This window comes from Candidatus Stygibacter australis (genome assembly GCA_030765845.1).
GTDB lineage: Bacteria > Cloacimonadota > Cloacimonadia > Cloacimonadales > TCS61 > Stygibacter > Stygibacter australis.
The window spans coordinates 1-4404 of the sequence record JAVCDJ010000053.1; the positions used below are offsets into that span (position 1 = coordinate 1).

Consider the following 4404-nt stretch of genomic DNA (forward strand, 5'->3'; position numbering starts at 1 on the left):
ATAGACACCATTTCCAATTCATAAGTTGCCATATTCTCCTTGCTGATGCGGATATTATATATACTCTTCCAGATCTGCGGGAAGTAAACTTCTCCATTAGCATCAGTGAGTAATTCATATTCATGGTAAACTTCATCCGGATCAGGAGTCTGGCACGTGAATTTGACTGTTGCCTCTTCTACCGGATTATCAAAAAAGTCGTAAACACTTACCGATGCATTAGTAAACATATCTTTGCCTACCCAGTTACTGAAAGCAGGTTCAGATTGATTGTTATTTGTATAAACTGCCCGTACTCCGTAAGTATAAATAGTTCCGCTTTCAAGATCAACCCAGTTGACATCCGTGTAGATTGTATCCTCGATCATTTCCGTGTTAACCTGTTCCCAGGTTGACCAGTTTGGTTCGTCTCCATACTCTCCCAGGATAACATTGTAACCCAGAAGTTCACGGTCACGGATTGAATTTATGCCGGATTGTAAACTGAACATACTGCTGAGGGGTGCTATATTATGAAGTACATTGTATCTGGCAGAGCCAACTTCTTGTATTCCCCGCGGCTGGTTAGAGGCATGTAAACCTATGGCTCCCTTGTGAGGAATGATATTACTGAAATCAACTACAGGATTATCATAACTAGCAGTGAGTTGACGACCAGTCGGTCCCATTACGATTGCCCGCAGCATGAAATCCTGATAACCAGAAAATGCCCAGGGAGTACCACCTGTTACGTAGTGTTCATAACTTCTGCCCATGGTTGGAGGAGTTTCATCAATTCCTATTCCAGCACAATCTGGATATGCACCACCCTGCAGATAACCCAGGAAGAATTCCGTGCCATCAATTGCTATTGGTTCATCAAATTCAAAAGATACCCAGAAATAATCAGTGGGTGTTACTAATACACTACCCAGCATTTCACCCGGCATTCCAGTGGCTTCATCATAAGCCCAGACTGCTGCTGTGAAAGGAGTGAGAATATTTCCTGCCGGCCAGGTGCCATCATAAATGTGCATGCTTCCACCGCTGACCATGCACGGTCCTCCCTGAGCTGTAAACCATAATGCACGTTCATTATCAGCATCATACCAGGCAGTGGCATTTTCTGCTTCATCATCATCATAAATGATCTCGTAGGAAGGCCAGGAACCTGGAGAATTCCAGATCAGGTCACATTCCGTATCTTCTACATTCACTTCTGCCAAAACGTCATAAGGAGAATTGGCTTCCTCGTAGATCATTCCAGTATATGTGACCACATTTTCCAGAATATCAATATTATCAGTTAAAGTAGAAAATCCTGGATATGATGCTATCAGATCATAATTGCTTTTCCAGATTCCAATTATTGTGCATTCTCCATTTTCATCAGTTATTCCGCTGTATTCAGGATAATCCCCAACTGGATCAGGTTCAGTAGCTTCCAGATATACTGTTGCACCTGCAGGAATATCACCAACATTGGTAGTCAGCGTAACTTCCAGAGTGGCAATCATATCTTTCCCTACCCAGTTACTGATCGCTGGATCAGCTAAAACATTATTAGTATATTCTGCCTTTACGGCATATTTATAGATTTCGCTCTCTAAATCTGCCCAGGTAGGATCAGAATAAACCGTATCTTCAACTGCTGTAGCTATTGTTTCCCAGTTTTCTTCATTTTCTTCTTCTCCCATCAAAAGAAGATAAATATTGTAGTTCTCTATTATTCTCTCATTATTATGAGGCAATAAATTAGCTATTGGATGGAAGTTAGGATTATTGGGATGCATCAATCTGTCTTCCGGCATTCCCACATAAACATCATCAATATACCAGCCTTGATAGGTTATGGAACTATCTGAGCCGAAGTGGAACTTTAACATCACATCTTCACCCTGATAGGCTCCAATTTCAAAGGTAACCAGTGTCCAGGTTTGACCATAACCATTGAAACATGCTTCACTATTTAAACCATAGGCAGTACCGGGGTAGCCTCCCACTGGAGTGATCAATGTCCAGCTTGTTCCACCATCAGTTGATACTTTTATATTGCCACCATCATAATTGGTCTCGATATCCATCCAGTGCCAGAAAGTGAGTACTGCATCATCTGTAGGAATATTCATTTCCGGAGTGACAAGTTCATAACTTACACTATTAGGATATTGGGCATTTAGAGTTGTACCCCAAACATTATCTCCACTATAGGCACCAGCCATAGTGTCTGTACCCCATGCCCAGCCCATATTGGCTACAAATTCACCATCATCACTTTCAAAATCCCAAAAATTGCCACCAGCAGGATTAGGTCCATGCCAGATCAGGTCAACCACTGTATCGTCTTCATTTTGTGTTGCTATCACATCATAAGCCGGGAAGGCTATTTCATTGACTACCAGATCACCAAGATCAGTATTACCTGCTCCGATAATGGCTTCACCAACCAGAACTTCATAACCTTCGGCTACTACTACTAATTGATAAGTATTAGAAGCATACACAGTATTGATGTTAAAGTATCCATCTTCATCAGTTATGCCTTCATGAACGCCCATTCCGCTTAAGGTTACCACGGCATCTGCAAGTCCGATATCAGGATAATCTGAGCCAACTACACGTCCGGTTACTTCCACTTCCGGTACTGGCTGCAGATAGAAATCCTGATCAGTAGTCTCATCGGCTACAATAATCACAGTTTCAATATCTTCACTGTGTGCAAAAAGAGTGGCATGCGCTTCATAAGTACCCTCAAAAAGACCCGGGAAGCTGTAATGTCCATTAGCATCTGTGAAGGTATGAATGCGCTGTTCCATAAGCTCGATAAGTACACCTTCCAGAGGCTCATTAGTATCTGTATTATAGGCATATCCTTCCATTTGTCCCAAACCAGTAGTATTAATGAACATCATCGTATTGGGATTACTGCTCAAATAATTGATGGTTGTGGGTGGATTATAAGGATCATAATCATCTGAATCACTCTGTGCCCAAAGGCAGCGGTCAGTATATTGAGTATCAGTATAATAGAAAGTATCTCCTGTACTGTAATATACAGTATCCATCACTCTTTCCACAAATACGATCAGATTCTGTCCTTCATATATAAAGGGATCATCAAGATCTACCATGATCTCATTTACACCAATCGGAAAATCAAGAGTTCCACTGTATACCTGAGTCATATCGGTTGCTGATTCCCAGCCGCCACTCAGATTTTCCAGAGTTGTATTCTGCATCCAGATATTAATTGGCATTCCGGGCAGATCATCTACGAAATTATTATAATACATAATAGCAGTAATTGCTCCACCACCAAATCCCTGGGCAGCAAATTCATCTGCATAATAGATTGTCTGGGAAAGAGAATTTCTGTACCAGAAATCTATGGGTGTGTAATAGTGCATTGTAGTGGTATTAGGATCACCAAACATGGCTGCCTGACTGTCACCGATCCAGGTCATTTCTGAGCTGGCACTGCCACCATCGCCTATGGAATTATAAGGTGTGATCGTGTAGGCATAAAGTCCTTCTTCGGGAATAGAATCATCTGTCCAGGTGGTCATTATGCCCGTGGGCTCAAATTCTTCTCCATCACTTCTTACTATATGATAACCTTCAATGGGTTCATTAAATGGTCCGCCGTGCAATCCCGCAGTGGGATTTGCCCAGCTTAATTCACCATTGCCATCTACATTTGCCAGCGTGATACTGGTTACTGCTGCTGGTACATCTTCTCCTATATAGGCAGTGTCACTGGCTCCCACGCCTACACCTTCATCATTAAACCCTATAACTGTATAACCATAAAATCCAGCTTCCGGCAGGTTGTCTGTCCAATTTTCCACGCCGCCAATTACTGGGTTAGAAATTGTATGAATAAGTTCACCACCTCTAAATACACCCATTTCATCCAGATCAGTCAGAGTTTCACCTGAAACTGTCTCAGTAGGATTCATCCAGCCTAGATCAGCAGTGAGTCCACCATTGGGGTCTGGAGTAACTGTGAACATCTCAGGAGCACCCGGAGCACCAGCAGGAGCATTTTCACCTAATTCATAAACGCAGATATAATCCGGTGCTCCCTGCAAAAGCGCACCAAGTGTGCGTAAAGCAGGATCCCAGTCATTCATATAACACAAACCACCAGCGATAGCACCGTCTCCACCTTGATCGGTTACATCTACTGTTTCCAGAATCTCAAAAGTCTCCGGGTCAATCTTGATGATAGTACATCCCGGTGATTGATGGAATGCATATAAAAAAGGTCCTTCCGGATCATCAGGATCAAAAGCCAGTCCATAAAAATCAACTCCTGGATTGTCAAAGGTGTCCAATACATTACCGTCACGATCCCAGTGGGCTATGGGGTCTCCAAAATTGCCACTCCAGAACGTATCTGTGAGAGGATCATAAGCAATTGCA

The 4404-nt window shown here is 42.5% G+C and carries 1 protein-coding gene; it reads right to left on the reverse strand.

Annotated elements, in window-relative coordinates; translation table 11 throughout:
* A partial coding sequence (locus tag RAO94_03425) for an immune inhibitor A (protein ID MDP8321383.1) occupies nucleotides 1-4404 on the reverse strand: 4404 nt, incomplete at both ends.